Annotated in this window: 17 protein-coding genes; 5 read left to right on the top strand and 12 right to left on the bottom strand. The window is 60.3% G+C overall.

Annotated features, from left to right (window positions below; translation table 11 throughout):
* The first annotated feature begins 91 nt into the window (after positions 1-91).
* The 3 genes from sigK to ACIOTL_RS11790 all read left to right on the top strand — a co-directional run bounded on the left by sigK (position 92) and on the right by ACIOTL_RS11790 (position 3198).
* Entirely contained in the window at positions 92-673 is a 582-nt protein-coding gene (gene sigK / locus ACIOTL_RS11800) for an ECF RNA polymerase sigma factor SigK (RefSeq protein WP_286134161.1), read from the top strand.
* Positions 673-1515, top strand: coding sequence for an anti-sigma factor domain-containing protein (locus ACIOTL_RS11795; protein WP_400342786.1), 843 nt, complete (start codon positions 673-675; stop codon positions 1513-1515). Before sigK ends, ACIOTL_RS11795 begins: the two co-directional genes overlap by 1 nt.
* A gap of 198 nt (positions 1516-1713) precedes the next feature.
* Positions 1714-3198 carry a molybdopterin-dependent oxidoreductase gene (locus tag ACIOTL_RS11790; RefSeq protein WP_400342902.1) on the top strand — a complete coding sequence of 495 codons (1485 nt, stop codon included), beginning with the start codon at positions 1714-1716 and terminating at the stop codon, positions 3196-3198.
* 89 nt (positions 3199-3287) lie between these two features.
* Here the strand turns inward: ACIOTL_RS11790 and ACIOTL_RS11785 are convergent, their stop codons facing one another.
* The 6 genes from ACIOTL_RS11785 to rimP form a co-directional block, all read right to left on the bottom strand.
* The gene (locus ACIOTL_RS11785; RefSeq protein WP_400342785.1) at positions 3288-3734 is read right to left on the bottom strand and encodes a YdeI/OmpD-associated family protein; all 447 of its coding nucleotides are present in this window, start codon (positions 3732-3734) and stop codon (positions 3288-3290) included.
* 188 nt (positions 3735-3922) lie between these two features.
* Positions 3923-4357 carry a 30S ribosome-binding factor RbfA gene (gene rbfA / locus ACIOTL_RS11780; protein WP_105657282.1) on the bottom strand — a complete coding sequence of 145 codons (435 nt, stop codon included), beginning with the start codon at positions 4355-4357 and terminating at the stop codon, positions 3923-3925.
* 101 nt (positions 4358-4458) lie between these two features.
* Positions 4459-7425: a translation initiation factor IF-2 gene (gene infB, locus ACIOTL_RS11775; protein ID WP_400342784.1), complete on the bottom strand. Its 2967-nt coding sequence runs from the start codon at positions 7423-7425 to the stop codon at positions 4459-4461.
* Positions 7426-7601: 176 nt separating this feature from the next.
* Positions 7602-7922: a YlxR family protein gene (locus ACIOTL_RS11770; protein WP_400342783.1), complete on the bottom strand. Its 321-nt coding sequence runs from the start codon at positions 7920-7922 to the stop codon at positions 7602-7604.
* A 141-nt stretch (positions 7923-8063) separates the two neighbouring features.
* Positions 8064-9047, bottom strand: a complete 984-nt coding sequence (gene nusA / locus ACIOTL_RS11765; protein WP_105661830.1) for a transcription termination factor NusA — start codon at positions 9045-9047, stop codon at positions 8064-8066.
* A gap of 2 nt (positions 9048-9049) precedes the next feature.
* A complete protein-coding gene (rimP, locus tag ACIOTL_RS11760; protein ID WP_400342781.1) occupies positions 9050-9616 on the bottom strand; it encodes a ribosome maturation factor RimP in 567 nt (188 codons plus the stop codon).
* A gap of 175 nt (positions 9617-9791) precedes the next feature.
* Here rimP and ACIOTL_RS11755 point away from each other — a divergent pair, with 175 nt between their 5' ends.
* Together ACIOTL_RS11755 and ACIOTL_RS11750 are read left to right on the top strand one after the other, a co-directional pair.
* The gene (locus ACIOTL_RS11755; protein WP_400342779.1) at positions 9792-10865 is read left to right on the top strand and encodes a hypothetical protein; all 1074 of its coding nucleotides are present in this window, start codon (positions 9792-9794) and stop codon (positions 10863-10865) included.
* 466 nt (positions 10866-11331) lie between these two features.
* Complete coding sequence (locus ACIOTL_RS11750) at positions 11332-11763, top strand: hypothetical protein (RefSeq protein WP_332730583.1); 432 nt, start codon at positions 11332-11334, stop codon at positions 11761-11763.
* Positions 11764-11768: 5 nt separating this feature from the next.
* Here ACIOTL_RS11750 and ACIOTL_RS11745 read toward each other — a convergent pair whose 3' ends face one another.
* The 6 genes from ACIOTL_RS11745 to ACIOTL_RS11720 form a co-directional block, all read right to left on the bottom strand.
* Positions 11769-12581 (bottom strand): TSUP family transporter, encoded by an 813-nt coding sequence (locus ACIOTL_RS11745; RefSeq protein ID WP_181148826.1) that lies wholly within the window; start codon positions 12579-12581, stop codon positions 11769-11771.
* A gap of 37 nt (positions 12582-12618) precedes the next feature.
* A complete protein-coding gene (locus ACIOTL_RS11740) occupies positions 12619-14406 on the bottom strand; it encodes a proline--tRNA ligase (RefSeq protein WP_400342777.1) in 1788 nt (595 codons plus the stop codon).
* 605 nt (positions 14407-15011) lie between these two features.
* Positions 15012-16802, bottom strand: a complete 1791-nt coding sequence (locus tag ACIOTL_RS11735) for an NAD(P)-binding domain-containing protein (RefSeq protein ID WP_400342776.1) — start codon at positions 16800-16802, stop codon at positions 15012-15014.
* 124 nt (positions 16803-16926) lie between these two features.
* A complete protein-coding gene (locus ACIOTL_RS11730; RefSeq protein ID WP_400342774.1) occupies positions 16927-18096 on the bottom strand; it encodes a GAF domain-containing protein in 1170 nt (389 codons plus the stop codon).
* Positions 18097-18208: 112 nt separating this feature from the next.
* Positions 18209-18949, bottom strand: a complete 741-nt coding sequence (locus ACIOTL_RS11725; protein WP_400342772.1) for a hypothetical protein — start codon at positions 18947-18949, stop codon at positions 18209-18211.
* Between the two features lie 369 nt (positions 18950-19318).
* Complete coding sequence (locus ACIOTL_RS11720) at positions 19319-20059, bottom strand: hypothetical protein (protein WP_332486588.1); 741 nt, start codon at positions 20057-20059, stop codon at positions 19319-19321.
* Positions 20060-20061: the final 2 nt, after the last annotated feature.

Genomic DNA, 20061 nt, shown 5'->3' with positions numbered 1-20061 from the left:
GGAACCTGGTTCCCTTGGACGGATCTTTTCGCAAAACGCCACGCCACAGCAGATAGCCGCTTAGCCACAGATGCATGAGACCCTAGGATTCATGAGTTCCAATAGACTCGATGCCATGGAAGACGATTCCGTGAAAACGCCAGACGTCCTGCTGCAACAGGTCGCGCTGGGAGATGAATCTGCCTTCGAATCGCTCTATGATGCCATGGCTTCACGGGTCTTCGGACTCGTGCTGCGGGTGCTTCGCGATAATGCACAGAGCGAAGAAGTCACCCAGGAAGTGTTTGTCGAAGCGTGGCAACAGGCAAGGCGCTTTGATCCGGCGCGTGGCACGGCAGCATCATGGCTGCTGACTATTGCCCACCGCCGGGCCGTCGACCGGGTGCGAGCAAGCCAAGCGAGCCAGGACCGGGATTTGCGCGTTGGAATCAAGGAATTCCAGGACAGCTACGACGACGTGGAAGAGAATGCCATCTTGCACGACGAGACCATGCGCGTAGCCCAAGCCCTGCAGCGGCTCACCGCCCCGCAACGCGAGGCGATACACCTGGCCTACTTCGGCGGATACACCCACACGGAAGTCGCAGAGCTGCTGAAAATACCGGTGGGAACCGCGAAAACGCGAATACGCGATGGAATGGGCAAACTTCGAGAACTGATGGGAGCGGCGTAATGGACAAGCACGAGAACGAGCTGACCGACAGCTTCGCCCTGGATGCTCTGGAAGACAAGGAACGCGAAGCCCTCCAGCATGGGGGTCCCGACTCTGCCCAGGCACGCCGGGAACTGGATGCCCTGCAGGAAACTGCTGGACTGCTCGGCTTGTCAGCGCAACCGGTCAATCCTCCGGCCCGGCTGAAGAACAACATCATGGCCGCTATCCGCACTACCGAGCAATTGGCACCTGTGCAGGAGACGGCCCTCGATCACGACGGCGCCCAGGCACAGGACCCAATAGCTCCTGCTGAACCAGCTGCGCCCGCTGAACGGGAAACTGAAACCGCTGCAGCGGATCCAGCACCGCAACCTGGCGCAGAACGCGGCCCGCAGCGCTTCTTCGCCTTGGCCGCCGGCGTCCTGCTGCTCGCAGCGGTGGCTCTGGGCGGCTTGGCCATCAACCAGAATTCCCAGCAGCGCGAGCTGGAAAGCCAGATGGCCGCCATGGCCTCGCATCAAGAAGAGCTCAGCCGGATCCTGGCTGCCCCAGATGCCAAGTCGAAAACGCAGACACTGGACGACGGCGCGCGAATCACGCTGTCCTATTCTGCCGACGAAGGCCTGATGGCGGTGTCCACCTCGGGCATGCCAGCCCTGTCCAGCGACAAGGGCTACGAGCTGTGGCTGATCTCGGCAGAAGGGGCGGTTCCTGCGGGAATGCTCACCGGCGGCGATGCCAACGGCATGATCATGGTTTCGGATCCAATGAAGGGCATCACGCACTTCGGGATCACGGTCGAGCCGGCCACAGGCTCCCCTGCCCCTACAACAGACCCCATCATGGTCCAATCGCTGTGAGCGTGCGGAAGTTCTTGTAGCCTGTTCCAATCCGCAATGCTGCCCGTTCCGAAAACACTGTGAGAAGTTGTTCCCCTGCATTCTGCAGGGGAACATGGACCGCAACGCATGAGGTGAGTGGCAGTGGGCATTTGGCAGAAGCGCAGCAGCAGTAAACTCGTATTCCACGCGGTGGCTGGAATTTGCTCGGCCGCAATCATGTTTGCCGTGGCCCAATTCGCCTCGGCATTTTTCAACAATGCATCCTCGCCGTTTTTCGCGCTGGGTTCAGCCATTATCGACCTGACTCCCCCATGGCTCAAGGACTTCGCCATCGCGACCTTCGGGACCAATGACAAGTTGGCGTTATTCATTTCCATCGGTGCAGCCGCCGCAGTCCTGGCGGCGATGATCGGCCTGATCGCCAAGCGAAGTTTTGCGCTGGCCTGCACGGCCATCATCGGCTTGGCCGTACTGCTCTCCAGTGCCGTGGCCGCTCGTGCTTCCACCAGCCTGCTGGATATCATCCCGACGGTACTGGGCGCGATCGCCGGTATCGGGCTTCTGCAGTGGCTGACCCGGCTGGCTGTGGCCGCGGCCCCAAGGCAGGACGAGGGCGCCAACGCGACGGGTCCAAGCCGCAGGAAGTTCTTGATAGGCGCAGCCCTGTCCCTGGCCGCCGCGGCCGTCTCCACCGGTGTTTCCACCTCGCTGTCGGCATCGCGGAATATGGCCGCCGCCGCACGCAAAGCCTTGCGCCTGCCTGCGGCCCGGACCAAGGCGGAACCCCTGCCCGTAGGTGTGCAGGTAGAAGTAGCGGACATGCCCCGCTTCGTGACTCCCAACCAGGATTTCTACCGCATCGATACCGCGCTTTCGGTGCCGCAGATCGACCCGAACCAGTGGTCGCTGCGCGTGCACGGCATGGTGGAGAAGGAATTCACCGTGAACTTCGACGAACTGCTGGGCGAAGAACTCGTGGAAACCTATCTGACGCTCACTTGCGTGTCCAATCCCGTCGGCGGCGATCTGGTAGGCAACGCGAAATGGCTGGGCTACCCGCTGCGTAAGCTGCTGGAGCGCGCGGTTCCGCAGGCCGGCGCGGATATGGTGCTTTCGACTTCGCACGACGGTTTCAGTGCCTCCACCCCGCTCCAAGCGCTCACCGACGACCGGATGGCTTTGCTGGCCATCGGCATGAACGGCGAGCCGCTGCCTTTCGAGCATGGTTTCCCGGTGCGCATGGTGGTTCCAGGTCTCTACGGCTACGTGTCGGCCACCAAATGGGTGGTCGATTTGGAAGTGACGCGGTTCCAGGACAAGGCGGCCTACTGGACTACTCGCGGCTGGTCCGAACGCGGTCCAATCAAGATGTCTTCCCGCATCGATACCCCTCGCCCGTTCGCCCAGGTGCCTGCCGGAGAAGTCGTCTTGGGCGGAACTGCATGGGCGCAGACCCGGGGCATTTCGCGTGTGCAGGTGCAGATCGATGACGGACCGTGGGCAGATGCCCAACTGGCGACCGAAGCCTCGTTGGATACCTGGCGGCAGTGGCGCTTCGTATGGAAGGACGCAGCACCCGGAACGCACTCGGCAACCGTCCGCGCCTATGATGCACAGGGCAAGCTGCAGACCAGCGAGAAAGCCAACCCGGTGCCCAATGGCGCCAGCGGCTGGCAGCGCCTACAATTCACCGTGCAGTAGCTCCGGGGCACCGGTGGGTTGTTCACACTGCTGCCGACTGCGACCGGGGCTGGCTGGCCTGCTGGCTCAGCGGGCATGGCCCCGGCAGGCTAGTGGCTGCGCAGCGTCTTGATGACCTTCTCGACCCGGCGCGTCCTGGTGTCCTCGCCGCGGGCAGCCACGATGGGGTCCACGTGGCCGCGCTGCTTGCTGTAGGACAGCTTGTTCCAGGCGTCCAGCAGCTCGGGCTCGGCGGAGAGCAGCACGGCCAGCGGTTCGGGGATTTCGACGGTGCGCGGTTCCTCGTCCACTTCGAGTTTCACGCTGATTTCATCGCCCGCACCCTTGCCCGTGGCAGCACGGGTCTCGGAGCTGAAGGAAATGAGGAACTGCCCGTGCATGGAAGAAATGCTGTTCCGGTACGTGTAGTCCCCGTCAATGCACACGATGACCGGCACGCGCTTGCCGCGGCCGAATCCGAGCACGATGCCATCGGGAACCACGATGCCCACGTTGTTCCCGCCGGTTGCGCTCAATGTTGTGGTGAATTCTGGCATGTGCTGCACCTTTGGTCGGATCCGGCGGTTTCTGATCACGCTATCCCACCACCTTCCCGGCGACCAGCCTTCGGCAGGGATTCGCGCTTCGCTGTGAGGGTAATCGAGGCCAACGCACAACGCCCCGGCCAGCACGCAATGCGTGCTGGCCGGGGCGTTGGTCCAGTCAGGATGAAGCCCAGAAGCCCTTAGGCTTCTTCGGCGTCCTCGTCCTTCTTGTACGGGTCCTGGTCTCCGGCGAAGTCCTTGCCTTCGCGCAGAGCTGCAACCTCGGCGTCCTTCTCGCGGGCCTTGGCCAGCAATTCCTCCAGGTGCGAGGCACCCTCGGGGATTTCGTCGGCGACGAATGCCAGCGTCGGGGTCAGGCGGATGGTCAGATTGCGGCCCAATTCCTTGCGCAGGGCACCGCCACGCTTTTCCAGCATGGTAGCGATGTCCTTCTTCATCTCGTCATCGCCAAAGACGGTGTAGTACACCGTAGCGTGCTGCAGGTCGTTGGTGACGCGAGCGTCGGTCACGGTGACGTTGTCAATGCGCTCGTCCTTGATGACGTTGCGCAGCGACTGGGCCATGAGGACCTGTACGCGCTTAGCCAGGCGTGCGGCGCGGGCTGAATCAGCCATGGTTTTCTCCTAATGGTTCAAAACTCGTGGGCGCTTGACCAAAGCTTATCGGTCAAACGCCCACGAATCAGTGAGTCACACTGCTAATTGCTTGTCGGCAATTAGTCGCGTGGCTTTTCGCGCATCTCGAAGGTCTCGATGATGTCGCCTTCCTTGATGTCGTTGAACGACCCCAGGCCGATACCGCATTCGAAGCCCTCGCGGACCTCGGTGACATCGTCCTTTTCGCGGCGCAGCGAATCGATGTTCAGGTTGTCGCCCACGACGTTGCCGTCGCGTACCAGGCGAGCCTTGGTGTTGCGCTTGATGGTGCCCGAGCGGATGATCGAACCGGCAATGTTGCCGAACTTCGAGGAGCGGAAGACCATGCGGATCTCGGCGGTGCCGAGGGCCACTTCTTCGAACTCCGGCTTGAGCATGCCCTTGAGCGCATTCTCGATGTCGTCGATAGCGGAGTAGATGACCGAGTAGAAGCGCATGTCGACGCCCTCCTTGTCGGCCAGTTCTGCCACGCGCTCGGCTGGGCGGACGTTGAAGCCAATGATGATGGCGTTGTCCACGGTTGCCAAGTTGACGTCGTTCTGGGTGATCGCACCGACACCGCGGTGGATCACGCGCAGCTGCACATCGTCGCCGACCTCGATCTTCATCAGCGAGTCTTCCAGTGCTTCAACAGCACCGGAAGCGTCACCCTTGAGGATCAGGTTCAGGGTATCGATCTTGCCATCGGCAACAGCCTTGTCGAAGTCTTCCAAGGTGATGCGCTTGCGGCGCTTGGCCAGCATTGCGTTGCGCTCTGCGGTTTCGCGCTTGTCAGCGATCTGGCGGGCGGTGCGCTCGTCTTCGGTGATCAGGAAGCCGTCGCCAGCACGCGGGACCGAGGACATGCCCAGGACCTGTACCGGACGCGATGGCAGTGCCACGTCGAGGTTTTCGCCGTTCTCGTTGAACATTGCACGCACGCGGCCGTGGGCGGTGCCCACCACCATGGTGTCGCCAACGCAGAGGGTACCGGACTGGACCAGGACGGTAACAACCGAACCGCGGCCCTTATCCAGGTTCGCTTCAATGGCCACGCCACGAGCGGACTTGTCCGGGTTGGCCTTGAGCTCAAGCACGTCCGAGGTCAGCAGGACAGCGTCCAGCAGCTCGTCGATGCCCTGCTTCTGCAATGCCGAAACCTTCACGAACATGGTGTCGCCACCGTATTCTTCTGGAACCAAACCGTATTCGGTCAGCTGGCCCATGACCTTGTCAGGGTTGGCGCCTTCCTTATCGATCTTGTTCACAGCGACGATGATCGGCACGCCGGCAGCCTGTGCGTGGTTCAGTGCTTCCACGGTCTGCGGCATGACGCCGTCATCCGCGGCGACAACCAGCACGGCCACGTCAGTGACCTCGGCACCACGGGCACGCATGGCGGTGAACGCCTCGTGGCCCGGGGTATCGATGAAGGTCATTGCGCGATCGCGGCCCTCATGGATGTGGTTGATCTGGTACGCACCGATGTGCTGGGTGATGCCGCCATGCTCGCCCTCGATAACGTTCGACTTGCGGATAGCATCCAGCAGTCGGGTCTTACCGTGGTCGACGTGGCCCATGATGGTGATGACTGGGGCGCGCTCTTCAAGCACGTCTTCGCCTTCAGCCTCAAGTTCGGCATCCAGGTCCAGGCCGAAGCCTTCGAGCAGTTCCTTGTCTTCGTCCTCAGGGGAGACGACAAGCACCTTGTAGCCCAGCTCTTCGCCGAGCACCTCGAAGGTTGCCTCGTCCAGCGACTGGGTGGCGGTAGCCATTTCACCGAGGTGGAACAGTACGGTCACCAGTGCTGCTGGGTTCGCGCCAATCTTGTCGGCGAAGTCGGTGATCGACGCGCCGCGGCGCAGACGGATCTCGGTGTCGCCGTTGCCGCGTGGAACATTCACGCCGCCCAATGACGGAGCACTCATCTGCTCCAATTCCTGGCGCTTTGCGCGCTTGGACTTGCGCTGCTTGCCGCGACCGGCGCCTCCCTTGCCGAAAGCACCGCCAACGCCACCGCGACCGCGTGGTGCACCTGGGCGGAAGCCGCCACCGGTACCGCTGCCGCCACCGCTGCCGCCACCTGGGCGACCGCGGCCGCCGGCACCTGCACCTGGACGTCCGCCGCCTGCTGGCGCTGGACGATCGGTGCGGTTAGGCATCATGCGCGGGGTTGCAGTGGTACCTGCGCCAGCACCTGGGCGTGGACCGCCGGCACCTGCTGGGCGTGGGCCACCTGCACCGGCTGGGCGTGGAGCGCCCTGGCCTGCTGGGCGTGGACCGCCGGCACCTGCTGGACGTGGACCGCGCTGGCCGTCACGTGCCGGACGTGGACCGCCCTGGCCGTCACGAGCCGGACGTGGACCGCCGGCACCTGCTGGGCGTGGACCGCGCTGGCCGTCGCGTGGTGGGCGAGGACCGCCCTGGCCGCCTTCGCCGCGCATACCCTGCTGCGAGGAGAACGGGTTGTTGCCTGGGCGTGGACCGCCCGGACGAGGTGCGCCTGGACGTGGGGCACGACCGCCTTCGCGGTTGCCGCCACCACGGCGTTCGCCGGACTCAGCGCCGCGCATACCCTGCTGGGAAGAGAACGGGCTGTTGCCTGGGCGTGGAGCGCCTGGCTTCGGAGCTGGCTTGGCACCTGGCTTCGGTGCCGGGGCTGCACCTGGCAATGGAGCGCCAGGGGTTGCCTTCGCGGCCGGAGCTGCAGGCGCCGCAGGTGCGGCTGGGGCAGCTGGGGCTGCAGGAGCCGGAGCTGGCTTAACGCCTGGCTTCGGGGCCGAGGCACCTGGGGTAGCAGCCGGCTTGGAAGCCGACTTCGGTGCTCCAGGGGTCGCTGGCTTGGCGGCGGCTGGCTTGGCAGCAGCTGCTGGCTTAGCGGCACCGTTGGAACCTGGGAATGCGTCGCGCAGCTTGCGCGCTACTGGCGGTTCAACGGTCGAGGATGCCGAGCGAACGAATTCGCCCATGTCCTGCAACTTGGTTAGTGCTTCTTTTGAAGTGATTCCGAGCTCTTTAGCGAGCTCGTGAACGCGGGGTTTAGCCACATCTCTCCTGTGTCGATGTGATCTGCTCAAACCCCGGTATCAAAAGATAAATCTTTAGATCAGCGGTCTGGCAGATCAGCTGTGTAATTCGTGAAATTCTTCCGTCGCACGGTGGATCACGCAGAACTGATTGTTCATCGTTGTGCGCTCAGCATTGCCGACTCATCGGGTTGCCATCAGATTTCTGACCCGCTTTCATCATGTTTGCCAGATAGCTGGTTGCTTGCCAGCTGATCTTCGTATGCAGTGAATTCCTGCAGCACCTGCGAATCGTCTACCGCAGACCTGAAGGCCCGCGCGAACGCCCGGCGCTGCACCGCTTGCTGCACACACTTTTCGGTCCCGTGGGTCCAAGTGCCCCGCCCGGAAGCGGAACCCTGTTGATCCAAACTCACCGCCTGCAGCGGTGTACCGTCTTTCAGGACCCAACGGAGCAGCTCATTTTTACTGGTTACGGTTCGACAGCCAATGCACGTGCGTTGCTGATGCAGCTTCATGCGAGCGCCGTCGCCACCTTCCCTAGTTATTACGAGCCATCTACTAGTCTAGCGCGTTTGGACGCTATAGCACGCATGAGTTGTGGCTCACACGCAGCTAGGCTTCCAACACGCTGAACTGGAATTATTTCCCGCAGCTGCTTAGAGCTGCGGTTCCTTGCCGCCCGAGGCAGCCAGGATGTCAATGCGCCAGCCGGTCAACTTGGCAGCAAGGCGAGCGTTCTGGCCTTCCTTGCCGATTGCCAGCGAGAGCTGGGAGTCGGGAACAACCACGCGAGCACGGCGTTCGGCTTCGTCCAGGATCTCTACCGAGACGACCTTCGATGGAGACAGGGCCGCGGCGATGAACTTCGCTGGATCCTCGTTGTAGTCAACGATGTCGATCTTCTCGTCGTTCAGTTCGTTCATCACGGCGCGCACGCGGGTTCCCATTTCACCGATGCAAGCGCCCTTGGCGTTGACACCGGCCTTGGTTGCGCGCACAGCAATCTTGGTACGGTGGCCAGCTTCACGAGCCAGTGCCTCGACCGTGACGGTGCCGTCAGCGATTTCTGGAACTTCCATTTCGAACAGCAGGCGAACCAGGTTCGGGTGGGAACGGGACAGGGTAACGGCTGGGCCCTTGTTGCCGCGCTCAGCGGAAACAACGTAGGCGCGCAGGCGGTTTCCGTGCTGGTACTTCTCGCCTGGGGACTGCTCAACTGGTGGCAGCAGCGCTTCCAGATCACCGATCTTGACCTGCACCATATGCGAGGAGTAGCCCTGCTGGATGACGCCGGAGATCAGGGTGCCAACGCGGGCTGCGAACTCGCCGACAACCTGCGCATCTTCAGCTTCACGCAGGCGCTGCATGATTACCTGGCGGGCGGTGGAGGCGGCGATGCGGCCGAAACCGTGCGGGGTGTCGTCGAATTCGCCCAGCAGCACGCCGGCGTTGTCGCGGTCCTCTACCAGGATCGCCACATGGCCGTTGCTGCGCTCAATGTGCGCGCGGGCGCCAGGCATGGCGCCTTCGGTCTTGTTGTAAGCCAGCAGCAGTGCCGACTCGATGGTCGGAATCAAAACATCCATTGGGATGTCGCGGTCTTTTTCCAGGATGCGCAGCGCATTCAGATCGATATCCACGCTTAGCCCTCCAAATCTTCAGTATCGGCAGTGTCAAATAGTGCGTCATCGAAGTTCAGCTCTGGATCGACAACAGCTTTACGGATATTTTCGAAGGCATAGGCCGCAGGATCGAGCACCTTGACCTTCATGCCCTTCTTGGCCGGCTCGCGGTGCTCAGCAATCAACACGTCGCCGTCGTTGACCTCAAACAGGCGCCCGCGAAGCTTCGTGCCGTCGGCCAGCGAAATCTTGACCATGCGGTTGAGGGCGCGGATCCAGTGGCGCTGGGCAGTCAATGGGCGGGAGAGTCCTGGGGAACTGACTTCGAGTTCGTAAGGAGCCGACGATGCGTAGACGGCGTCCTTGTCCAGAGCGTTGGAGATGGTGGTGGTAACTTCACCAAGTTCATCGAGAGTCAGCGTTTCGTGACCGTCGGCCTTGTCGACGATGATCTGCACGATCATCTGCTTGCCGGAGGGACGCAAGGCGACTTCCTCCAGGAGAAGCCCGTGGGATTCTACTTCCTTGGAGAGCAATGCAGTCAGACGCTGCGCTTCCTGTTCGGTATCGGCCGGCATTCCGGTCATGGATATCCTCCCACGCTATTCGATGTTGTCCGTTAAGCCTATATTGCGTTCCGCTCATTGAGAACATCTAAACGGGCACAGGTGAAGGAACTCACGCCCATTTTCTATCCATCGTGGCGCTCGACACCGCTATTGCCCTCTTTACCTGCATTGATCATGGCATGATCGAAACGCTATGACTGAAAAATCGCCCCATTCCGCCCGTCGCACCGACAGGCAAGTACGCCGCGCTCCAGGCTGGATTGCTCCGGTACTGGCTGGTGCAGTTGCCCTTGCCGTGACGTGGGGCATTGGCAGCACCATCTTCCGAGGCGCCCTGGTGGAGCGGGGCCTGCCCGAACAGGTCAATGAGGCCAGCGCCGATGCCCGCATGACGTGGGAATACGGAGCAAAGCTGGCAGACCTGGCATCTCAGGCCCAAGCCTTGGCCCAGCTGGCACCCGAGGATAACGCTTCGAGGCTATCCGCATTGGCGACTTCCTTGTCGCAGGGGTCAGCGGTGCTCGGTGAATTGCGCTTCGACGACCAAGAGCCTGCGGCATTGCCGCAAAGCTTCTCCCCCGACGCGCTGGTTGCGCTTGCCACGAATGTCGCCGACGCATCGTCAGCGATGCCTGCCTTTGCAGAACCGTCGCTGTCCAGGGATTCGAAGCTGGCCCAGATTGCTTTCCAGATCAACCTGGACGCCCGCAGCGCTGTTGCATCTTTGGGAGAAGAGCGTGATGTGGACTTGGCCTTGCCACTGAGTGCAGTCTCGGGTGAAGAAGAGCAGAAAGACCAGCCAGTAGCCTGCCTGCCTAATGAGGAGCTGCTGGACCCCGCGAAGGAAATCACCGAAGCGCAGAACATCGAACCAACGGCCGTCGCCCGGGCCCTGGACCGCGGCTATGCACTGGATTTCCTTCTGCAACTCACGGCTGCACGTGGTGCCGACAGCGCCAAGGAAGCCGTCGAAGCTCGACGCAGCGAACTGGGACGCCAGCTTCGCGGCCTGCGCGCGGCCGTTGACGAACAGTGCGCAGACCTGCGTGAACCCGCCTATGCAATACCCGAAGGCGGCCTCGAAGACCTGGCTGCCCTATCCGCGGAAGCCGAAGGGGATTTTGCTGATGCATTGGTCGTAGCAGCGGGCGTTAGCGATGGAGCTGCCGGCGCAAAAATTTCCGCCGTCGCTTTCCAGGCTCTCAATGGCCAGCAGGGATCGAATGAGGAATACCGCATCTTGGAGACTGGCGAAGTCGGGAAATAGTTCTGGATTCAGCTAGAATTTAGCCGTATTTCACGTTTCGTTGAATTATCACGAAATAATCACGACTGCTAATTGCCCTGAGTCGAAATAGAGCACGGGTTCGGGTAGAGCCAAAACAGCGCGAGGCGCACTAAAATTCACGGATGATCCGTAATTTCCATCCGCACTATAAGATATAGCCCGCATATGGCATGCGGGTTTTACGCGGTATTACCCGAAACCAATTTATCAACGACCACCATTTCCTCCGCCATGGAATGATTTCAAAGATATATGAATCTCGTTCCTATTCACTGGCTCTCGATATTCGCGCCGAAAGGGGCTATCGTGAATATCAAGTGCTTGAGATACGGAATTTGGCTCCCATAACACGGAGCGGAATTCTCCGCTTTCTTCCACTTATTGGGGAACTAAACAACTTGTGGCTAGGTCGTCAATTGGAGGTTGGGTAATGTCAGGTCGATTCATGCGTTCGAAGACAGCAGAACTGGTCAGCGAAGTGATCGGTTCAAGGCAAGGTCGGGCGCAACTCAGTTCACATGGTTGGGTCCAAGGCATGCCTATTGTCATTGCGCAACCTGAGGAAACAGTCAACGACGTCATGTCGCTCGTGGCCGCGCACCAGCCGCCAGCTCTGATCGCTACTCTCGATCCGGAGAACAACGATTTGTGGTTCCTGTATGTATCCATCGGTTGCACAGCGTTGAAGGTTGTAGATCCGCTGGCAAGCCACACTACGGTTTCCCAACTCTACAAAACTGCAATGGGTTCCAGCTTCTTGACTTTCAGGATCGCGCAAATGGCGACCAGTTCCATGGTCCATGCCATTGAACCCCAGCATGTCCAGCACTACGCCGGATACCCGCCAATCGACACATCAGCAGCTAGCGGCCGCTAAAGCTATCACTTGCCGGCGAGGATCAGGTCCGAGCCGAGCTTGATGATCAGTGCCGAAACGACGATCACGAAAACAATGCGAATAAAAGCGCTGCCCTTTGAGATCGCCATGCGCGCCCCGAGATAGCCTCCGAGCATATTCATCACGCCCATGGCCAGGCCTAATGCGACTAGAACGTGCCCCGTGGGGATGAAGAGCAGCAGAGCACCTGCGTTGGTGCAAAGGTTAACGATCTTCGCCTTGGCGGAGGACTGCAAGAAGTTGTAGCCCAGCACTGTCACCATGGCGATGATCAAGAACGATCCAGTCCCGGGACCGATCATCCCGTCGTAGCCGCCAATCAGCAGCCCAATCAGGATGGCTCGAAGATAATGCCCATGCCCGGCGTAGCGCAGGCGCGACAGCTCCCCGGCTTTGGGCTTCAGGATCGTGAACAGCAGCACCGCAATGAGCGCTGCGATAATGATGGGCTGAATGGCTCCAGAGGGAAGAATTGTGGCCAGCGCAGCTCCGCCGAAGGCACCGAGCATGGCAGTCAATGCCATCGGAATAGCGGTCTTCAAATCCGGGCTGGTGCGCCGGTAGTACGTCACCGCGCTGGTAGCCGTTCCGAAGATTGAGCCCAGCTTATTCGTGGCCAGCGCCTGCACCGGCGTGATGCCGGGGAAAAGAAGCAGCGCGGGCAATTGAATCAGGCCGCCACCGCCAACCACCGCGTCAATCCATCCAGCGCCCAAAGCTGCAAGAAGCAGCAACACCAGGGGCCAGAAGGAGACGGGTTCACCGTTGACGGACAGCAATTCCAAGAACTCTTGCACCGCGCTACTCCCCTATTCAGTTATTGGCTACAGCCTTTTAGGCGCTCAGCTCAGCGACAACGTCCTCGACCTTGACATCGCGGCGTTCGCCGGTGGCACGATCCTTGACCTCAACTACGCCCTCAGCAAGTCCACGGCCCACAACAACGATGGTTGGAATGCCGATCAGTTCTGCATCCGAGAACTTCACGCCCGCGGACACCTTTGGACGGTCATCCAAGATAACTTCCAAACCGGCCGATTCTAGTTCTGAGGCCAACTTCTCAGCAGCCTCAAGCAGCTCTGGGCCCTTGCCGGTAACGACCATGTGGACGTCGGCTGGAGCAACCTGCTTTGGCCATGCCAGACCGTTTTCGTCATGGTAAGCCTCGGCCAGTGCTGCTACCGCACGGGTGACGCCAATGCCGTAGGAGCCCATGGTGACAACCTTCAGCTTGCCGTTCTGGTCCAGGACCCGCAGATCCAGAGCCTCAGCGTACTTGCGGCCAAGCTGGAAGATATGACCCATTTCGATACCGCGTTCGGTGCGCAATGGGCCCGAGCCGTCCGGTGCCGGGTCGCCCTCTAGCACGTTGACCGACTCGATGGTGCCGTCAAAGCCGAAGTCGCGCTCGGCCACCAAGCCGAAAACGTGCTTGCCCTTTTCGTTGGCGCCGGTGATCCACGAGGTACCGGATACTACGCGAGGATCAACCAGGTAGGTGATGCCGCTGGTGCCTTCGGTACCCAGAACAGCCTGATCCAGGCCGTTGCCTGGGCCGATGTAGCCGGCAATCAATTCCGGGTGCTTGGCCAAGTCTTCACCGCTAGCGGCTTCAACCTGGACCTCGCCGATGATGCCCAGCGGGGCACCCACGGTAGCTTCGACACGCTTCAGGTCCACCTGGCGGTCGCCTGGAACACCGATGACTACCAACTGGCGGTTGCCTTCTGGATCGGTCACCGCCAGGACAACGTTTTTCAGGGTGTCCTTGGCTTCCCAAGCACCGGACTCGCGTGGGCGCAGCTCGTTGGCCGCGGCAACCAGCGTCTCGATGGTCGGGGTATCCGGGGTATCGACAACTTCGAACGCAGGTGCGTTGGCGTAATCGATGGACGCTGGCACTACTGTGGTGACAGCTTCCACGTTGGCTGCGTAACCGCCGGCCGAACGGACGAAGGTATCCTCGCCAATAGCTGTTGGATGCAGGAATTCCTCGGACTTGGAGCCGCCCATGGCACCAGCCTGCGCGAAGACCGGAATAACTTCCAGACCCAGGCGCTCGAAGATCTTCAGGTAGGCGCCGCGGTGAGCCATGTAGGCTTCGTCCAGGCCTTCATCATCGATGTTGAAGGAGTACGAATCCTTCATGATGAATTCGCGGCCACGCAGCAGGCCCGCGCGTGGACGTGCTTCGTCGCGGTACTTGTTCTGGATCTGGTACAGGTAGACCGGAAGATCCTTGTACGAGTTGTACAGATCCTTCACCAGCAGCGTGAACATTTCCTCATGGGTCGGTGCCAAGAGGTAGTCTGCATCTTTGCGGTCCTTGAGACGGAACAGGCCTTCGCCGTATTCGGTCCAACGGCCGGTCTGTTCGTAAGGTTCACGTGGCAGCAGCGCTGGGAAGTGGACTTCCTGGCCGCCGATAGCGTTCATTTCCTCGCGAACAATAGCTTCAACGCGCGCAAGGACCTTCAAACCCATCGGCAACCAGGTGTAGATGCCCGGGGCCGCACGACGGATGTAACCGGCGCGTACCAACAACTTGTGGCTGGCGACTTCGGCGTCAACCGGATCTTCACGCAAGGTGCGCAAGAAGGTAGTGGAAAGCTTCAAAACCACTCGGGGTGTCCTTTTCCGTCCGTCGACTTCAGAAATATTTTCGGATGCCGACTAGCTATGCAAAATCAAATGGGTTTTGGCCGCAAAATTGGCCTTAATCAATGCTACAGCTTTCGGCCACTTCCCAATAAATTCAAGGGCTTGCGCGGAATCGTGTTGCGTGCCCGGGGCCGGATGCGGGCCTCTGGATAGATGGTGGGCGCTGCAGGGTTCTGTTTCGTTGAGTCGCTGCCAGCAAAGGACATCCCAGTCGGGTGCCAGTTCCCCGACGATTTGTACTTGCCAGCACCCATGGCGAGGCTTACGCGGAAGCATGGTGCAGCTGGGTCGGCTGCGGCGCGCAGGCCGGTGCACCGGCGTTGTTGCGGCATCCGCGGTCTGCGCCGATTCATAAACTGCGCAGGTGCCAGGAGCGTGGGAGTCATGGTTCATCCGGCTTTCCGTTCAATTCGTTGTGCGATTTCCAGGCCGTTGCAGTTCAACGAAACGTCCGGATAAGGCCCGAAAACCGCCTCGTGGCAGACGCGCGGGTGACCCGGAGGAAGCGCCATACAGCGCTTGCTCCGGGTCCGGGAAACCGATTCACGGGCAGGGAAACGGTGTTATCAGGATTGATGATAGGTTTCGGCGAGCGCATACACCGGAGTTCCGATGCCCTCGTACCGTGCCTTGAGCTGCAAGCCCAGATACTTCGAATAATGCCTGGACTGGTGCAGGTTGCCTCCGTGGAACCAGAGGTTCTTGACCTTGGTGGGCTTCCACATATTGCGCAGTTCCCCCTGCCATGGACCCGGATCCTTGGCGGTCCCCGACCCCAGGCCCCAGCATTTTCCGACTTCATCCGCGACTTCCTGGGAGATGAGCTTCGCCGCCCATCCGTTCATCGAGCCGTAACCGGTGGCGTAGACCACCGCGTCCGCCGGCAGCCGAGTGCCATCGGCCAGCACCACCGATTCTTCGGTCAAGTGCGATACCTCGCCATGGGCCAAAGCAATCGATCCGTCGGCCACCAGCTCGCTGGCACCGATGTTGATGTAGTACCCCGAGCCGCGGCGCAGGTACTTGAGGAACAGCCCTGAACCGTCGTCGCCGAAGTCCAGCTCGAATCCCGCATCCGCCAGCGACTTGTAGAAGTGCGCGTCTTCCTGCTGGATTTTCTCGAAGACCGGCTTATGGAATTCCGGGAGGACTTTGTACGGGATGGAGGCGAAGATCAGGTCTGCCTTGTTGTGGTCTATGCCGGCAGCGAGGGCTTCTTCCGAGTACAGTCCGCCCAGCACATGCTTCATCAGCGATTCGGAGCGCACGATATGCGTGCTGGAACGTTGGACCATAGTCGGCTTGGCCCCGTTTTGCACCAGATCCGCGCAGATATCGTGTGCGGAGTTGTTGGCACCGATAACCACGACGTTCTTGCCCTCGTACCGTTCGCCGCCTGGATGCTTGGAGGAATGGTTCTGCTCGCCTTTGAAGATCTCGGCTCCCGGGTACTGGGGAATGTTCGGAATACCGGACATGCCGGTGGCCAGCACCAGCTGGGTGGGACGCAGGGTCAACGGTACTCCGTCGCGTTCTACCTCGACGATCCACCCCTCTCCTTCCGGATCCTGCCGGGCGCTGGTCGCTTCAGTCAGTGACCAATAGTCCAGCTCCATGAGCTTGGTGTAGCTTTCCAGCCAATCCCCCATCTTGTCCTTGGGCGTGAACACCGGCCAGTGGTCGGGGAAATCAATGTAGGGCATATGGTCATACCAGACCGGATCGTGCAGCGCCAAGGAATGGTAGCGCGAACGCCATTGGTCACCGGGACGCGGATGCCTATCGATGACCAGGGCAGGAACACCCATGCGCTTGAGCCGAGCGGCCAAGCCTATGCCGCCTTGGCCGCCGCCGACAATCAGCGTGTAGGGCTGGTCGGTGATCCCCAGGGACTGCTGCTGCGCGGTGCGTCGATCAAGCCAGTTTTCCTTGCTCATCGCTACGCCGTGCTCGGCGCCCAGTTCGCGGCGCGGACCAGCTGGTTCGGGGAATTTGCGCAGGCCCTGCGCGGTGCTCAGCAGGGTCCAGGCCTTCCCATCGCGCAAGCGGAGTAATCCAAGCCCGTTGAATGCGTCGTTCTCGAACGTGTACCAGGCTTCAATGACGCCGTCAGCCTCTTGTGCGCTGGTGACTTCGATGTTCCGCGGCCACGCGCCTCGTTCAACGCCAAGCAGCATCTTCTCGATCCCGTCACGGCCCTCGCTGGTGTGAAGGTTCCATGTCATCGAGGCCAGATCCCGCCAGTAGCACTCCTCCGAAAATAGCTGCACAGCTGCTGGCGCGTCACCCGCTTCCAACGCTATCTGCAAGGAATGGAACCAGATCCGGGCTTGCAACAAGCAATCATTGTCAGTCATTTGCGTCTCATCTCTTCATCGGGATTCAATGGATGGCCATTCGGGCCCTCCGCGACTAATGAAAGAATATGATCTGCGTCACAAAAGAAAAGCGTTGCAATAGGTTGCAGCTGCTCCGGGATTGCTAGTGGCTGCTCACCGGGACCACGATCCGGTAGGGACGTGAGGCGATCAGGCCACGCAGCTTGGAACGCAAGCGGGATATTTCGGCGCGGATGGTGACGTTCGGCGTATCCGCAGGCCACAGGCTCGCCAACTGCCCTGAGCTCACTCCGTGAGGGTTCGCAGCCAGCAGCTCAAGGATCTGCCAATGCTTCGCGCTCAAGTTGATGCGCGTCGCCCCACCGGGCGAATGGACAATAGCCTGCAGTGAAGCTCCTGCGTACAGCTGGAGGCTCACCTGGCCTTCTGCCCTTTGCAGCAGCCAGCCTCCCGGTGTCCGCCGCGCATCAATTGATCCCAGCCCGGAAATCCAGTTCCTCCCTTCTTCCATGGACATCGGCAAATTGAGCTTGGATCCAACACTGTAGCCTTGGGCGGCGGCTATGGAGCCTTGCACGTCAACTAGGACGTACTCGCCTTCGGGCAGTTGGGTGGAAAGCTGGAGCGTCTGCATTTTCAAGGCATGCTCGGTTTGCAGGAATAATTCTGCTTCTCGGGCCACGGATGAGACCAGAGCCAAGGAGTGCGGATGCGCCGTGCGGAACGAGCCTGCCAGCGTGATCGTGCCAATCAGCGCCGAGGCGGCAGGATTCATGACCGGCGCCGATGTGCAGACCCAGTTGTGCTGTTCTTCCCGGGCATGCTCCGGGCCGAAAATCTGCACCGGGGTACGCTCGGCCATTGCCGCGCCGATCCCATTAGTGCCCACGTCGCTTTCGCGCCAGCGTGCACCGGCGACAAATCCGATGCCGTCACTTCGGCGGCGTACTGCAGAGGGCCCGAGCACCCAGAGCACGAATCCTTGCTCGTCGGAGATGACCAGCTGGTTTCCCGCCTGGGTGGCCAAGGAGAGCAAACGCTCCTTGAAGAGCTCGACCAGTCCGTTGAGTTCTTCGTTGGCCTGCCTGCGCTCGCGTATTTCAGAAGTATCCAAAGGAACGATATCTGTTCCAAGCTTGCCGGCCCTGGACCATGAACGCGCCACCACTGGCCGAACCACTTCAGGGATGCACGCACCTGCGGCCCAGAGCTGATGCAGGGACTTCAAGCTTCGGGCTTTGCGCGTCGGATCCTCGCCCGCAGTCAAGGCAGCCTCGATGGATTTGCGTGGCGCACCGTGTTCCAGGGTCATCCATTGAGAATGCCATGACTCGCGCATCATTGGGAAGCATTTGCCGCGCAAAGAAGTGAAGACTCTTCTGATTCCCTTGGAACCAGAAGAGCCGTCAACGGCTGAAGGAGGCCTACTTGGCCGTGGCCTTAACCTCTTCAACTGCCTTGTTCAGTTCCTCAACGAGTGCTTTCACAGCCTCGCCATCAGCTTGTTCGCCAGTTTGGGTGCGGGAAACGGCCACAACATTTTCACCGACTACGCCCTGAATCTGGTAAGAACCGCCTGGGACCTCTTCGCCATTCATGGTCATGGCAGTGTGGGTTGCGATGGTCTTGTCCGCATCGGATTCAGCATCCAGGATCTTGGCCGAGGCAGAAACTTTCTGGCCCGCAACACTCATCGAGAAGTCCTCGCAGCCCTGCAGGTCCTTGGCATCTACCATGCCCTTGATTGCATCCAGCTTGGCAGTATCCTCGTAGCCAGCGACGGAGTAGCTGTTGCTCTCGCCTGTTTCGCCAACGACGATCGCTGCGGCCATGTTGACGCCGTCCAGGTCCTGGGTCCCCTGCTGCGAGACGAACTCGGCGCACTTCGCAGGTTCGATCTCCATCTGATCGATCAGGCCCTTGGCGCTTTCCAATGAGCCGCTAAGTGCATCGCTAGCCAGAACCTGCACATTCGGTCCGTCTCCACCCAGGGTTTTGGCAACTGCAGCGGCTTGCTCAGCAGTCAGCGCTGGCACCCCCGCGCTTTCCTGCTCCTGAGGGGCCTCCGAAGAGCCAGCAGCGCCCTCAGTCCCTGAATTCGAGCTGCAACCGGTCAAGGCAAGGGCAACTGCTACAGGCAGCACCCAGAGTGAACGCTTCTTCATGGTGATTTCCTCACGTTGGTGATGATAAGCCATCCACAGTATTTCACAATGTGTTGGAAATAAAAGGACTATGAGAGAGTGTTGCAGCGAATGGAATAGAGTCCAAAGTTCACTTGAATGGTCAAGGGTTGGTCGCTTGCCACCCGTTGCCAGGAAAAGCACCAGTCAAAGAGAAATCGGCAGGCACCGCACAGAAACAAGGTCCCAGCAGTTGATTTATCGTTCATCTGCCAAGGGGGCCAATATGACTCGGAGGTACGCTGCTTCGAGGAAAAGGCATGTTGGCTGCTAAACCACGAGCTCTGCACTCCTCGGTGCAAGGCCAACTGATGTTGGAGAGTCCATAAAACGGATACCCCGCCCGTTCGGCTACTGAGCCGCCTCGATTTCGGCGAACGCCCGATCTGCCAGCTCCACTGCCTGTGCGGCCAGTTCAGCTGGTTGCTGCGAACCAGTCTGCAGGGTAACCAGCACGAAATTGCCATCTTGCAGAGCCTGCACAACGACCGAGGTCAGTAGCTGTCCGCCACCCGCATCCATCTGGGTGGACATGGTCAACGATTGATCCGCTTCGACGTCCAGCGGCAGGATCTGGCGTTGAGTTTCGATTTCCTCGCCGCCCAGCTCAACAGTGGCCTTTTCACATCCCTCCAGATCATCCAGCGTCAATGCCTCCGATACGTTCTTGCGGGTGGCCTCGTCGGTCAACGAGAAGACCTGCACGACTTTGCCGACGGATTCGGAGGAACTGGTCGCCGTTGCGGATACCGATGCCGTCAAGTCGGTAACTGAATACTTGGCATTCATCTCGGCACACTTTTCCGGCTTGATTCCGCTGGGAGTTTCAGCGTTCTTGGCAACTTCCAGTTGCTTCTGCATCTGCTCATTGCCAACTATCTGGACTGCGTTGTCGCCTTCCAAAAGCTTGGAAGCAATGGACTCTACCTGCTCCGCACTGAGCACATCACCCGAGGCAGAAGTCTTCTTGCTTTCCGCCGGGGCCGTCGAAACAGCCGTTTCCGCTGGTTCTGTCGCGGAATTCGAAGAACATCCAGCCAGCATCATGGTCGTGGCCAATGGCAATGCCCAGAGGGCTAAACGCTTAGTCATCT

Source organism: Glutamicibacter sp. NPDC087673, from assembly GCF_044743255.1.
GTDB lineage: Bacteria > Actinomycetota > Actinomycetes > Actinomycetales > Micrococcaceae > Glutamicibacter.
This window is presented reverse-complemented; position numbering and strand designations above follow the sequence as displayed.